The 2,482-nt window shown below is 47.8% G+C and carries 1 protein-coding gene; it reads right to left on the reverse strand.

What is annotated here, in order from left to right:
• Nucleotides 1–485 precede the first annotated feature (485 nt).
• On the reverse strand, nucleotides 486–2,201 hold the full coding sequence (locus C230_RS0100550) for a methyl-accepting chemotaxis protein (protein ID WP_018130146.1): 1,716 nt from the start codon (nucleotides 2,199–2,201) through the stop codon (nucleotides 486–488).
• Between the last annotated feature and the right edge of the window lie 281 nt (nucleotides 2,202–2,482).

Here is a 2,482-nt window from a genome sequence, read left to right on the forward strand (position 1 = left end):
TTTCGCTTTCGACTGGCCGGTAATTGGATCACGCTCATTATGAGCCAGTTGGACATAGCGAACAACAGATCCGTCTTTATTTTTACGGGAAGTGGATCGAATATACATGGTTACATATTACCACAAAATATAGAGAAAATCAATGTTAATAATGAGTTATCAACAGAAAACGTGTGCCTACGGATTTTTGGGTTTTTGCCTACAAATCACTTGCGGATAACCCCGTAAAACCCGCTTCAAATAAGGGTTTTTAGTTATCCACAGATGCCTACATCGGGGGCAAAACTGTCGAAGCCGGGTATTTCTTCCCCGCGCAATAAGCACACGTAAGTGAGACAGTTACCTCGACACCATAGTAATGGCGCCAATGTCGTGAAGGCTTAATAGGCTTGTTACACGACCGGTTGTCTCGTGCCGGTTACTTACTTTGAAGGCTCCGAGACGCTTTCGGAGCCTTCTTCTCGAATCACCTTAGGGTGAACTCCTTATACCTTAAATTTGCCAACAAGTGATCGCAGTTCTTCCGCCATCTTCGAAAGTTCACGTGCGGCCGATCCGATCTCTTCCATCGTTGCCAGTTGTTCTTCCGTTGCGGCGGTCACCTGCTGTGTTCCTGCTGCCGTATTTTCTGTGACTTCTGCAATGGTATCGATCGAGTGAATCGCATGTTCCGTACCCGTGGACATTTGCTGGGATGCAGCAGATACCTGTTGGATCTGTTCGGTAACTTGCGTAACAGACTCTTGGATCTTCGTGAAGGACTCCCCTGCTGTATGGACGATCTCGATCCCCCTGCCTACTTCCTGCGTTGCCGTCTCCATGGAACGTACCGCCTTGTTCGTTTCATCCTGAACCGTCGAGATCAAATCTGTAATTTGTTTTGCCGACTCGGCCGATTGTTCAGCGAGTTTTCGGACTTCCTGGGCGACTACCGCAAAGCCTCGGCCGTGTTCTCCGGCTCTAGCTGCCTCGATGGCTGCGTTCAAAGCCAAAAGATTGGTTTGTTCTGCAATTCCAGTGATGACGGCCACAATCTGGCCAATTTTTTCTGAATGATCCCCCAGTTCTTTGATCACATGCCCAAGGTGATTAACCGTTTGGCTGATGGAATCCATCTGCTTGACCGCAGCCTGAATGGCTTGTGCTCCCTCCATTGACATCTCGTGAGCGGTTACGGAGGTTGCGGAAACACTTTGGGCATTGACAGCAATCTGTTGAATACCAGCGGATAGTTCGTTGATCACTGTTGTACTCTCTTGCACGCTTCTGACTTGTTGTTCCGTTCCCTCCGCCACTTGCTGAACGATGGAAGTGATCTGCCGAGTAGCTTCACTGGTTTCTTCCACACTTGCCGTCAGTTGTTCCGACGAGGCTGCTACCTGTTCGGCACTGCCGCTTACCTGGCGAATGATTTCACGCAGATTCCGAACCATTCGATTGAAGGATGTTGCCAGGTCCCCAATTTCGTCGTTGGAGGAGATGGACAGCTCCCTTGTAAGATCCCCTTCGCCCTCTGCGATGTCACGCAACTGCCGACTCACCAAAGTGATCGGTCGTACAATCACCCGGAACAGATATAAGGTGGACAGGATCGATAAAACAAGTGTCACCACACTCAGAAGAAGAATAGCCCTGACTGCATTCGACGTTGCATCCTTGCTGTTATTCCAGGAGTCATTCGTCAGTTTCTTGATATCCGCATCAATTTTTTCAAAGACGTTTCGAAATGCATCCATGTCATTCTTGCCATCCTTGATTTTGGCACGGGCCTCTTGTATCTTCCCGTTTTGCACCAGGGCGATCTGGTTTTGGAAGTACGACTCGATTTTTTGGATGAGAGGAATCGCCTGATTTTCGACCAAGTCTTGCATGATTGGGTGTTGGGCCGCATGTTCACGAATCAGGGCGATATCCTTCTGCAACTGTTCATGACCTGCTTTATATGGCTCAAGAAATTCTTCTGAACCGGTTACCAGGTATCCTCGAACACCCGTTTCTTCATTCACCAGATCGGTCAACAAATTGGCAGACGCCTTCGCGACCGGAATCGTATCCAGTACAATCTGGTCGTTTTGCTGGGAGACATACTTAAGGGTGAAATAACTTGTGATACCCGTAACAAAAAAAAGAATAATTGAGAGCAAGCTTGCCAACGCCAGCTTGACTCGGATCGTGAAGCGAAGCTGTTTCGGTTTCGACATTTTGACCGTATCCTCCATCCTTGCAAAGTTAGTCCATTCTTAAGTATTCACACGTAGAAGAAAAATTCCTGTCAAATGCAATAAACTAAGACCCTGCGTAATAGAATCTTAGACACGCCTTTGTGCACCGTGTTACCGCTCACGCTATTTGGCGGCGAGTGAGCGGTTTAATGATTGTCGTATCACGATCCGTATCGTAACGACAATATAGTAGCTCGGAATTAGAGAGATGAATCCGAGTCTGGACAAGGGGTGAATGGGTCAAAAATCGCCTATTTTGT

The organism is Effusibacillus pohliae DSM 22757 (assembly GCF_000376225.1).
Classification (GTDB): Bacteria; Bacillota; Bacilli; order Tumebacillales; family Effusibacillaceae; genus Effusibacillus; species Effusibacillus pohliae.

Excerpts from the sequence above, each read along its gene's own strand:
- C230_RS0100550 (WP_018130146.1), bottom strand. The coding sequence starts at position 2,201 with ATGTCGAAACCGAAACAGCTTCGCTTCACGATCCGAGTCAAGCTGGCG.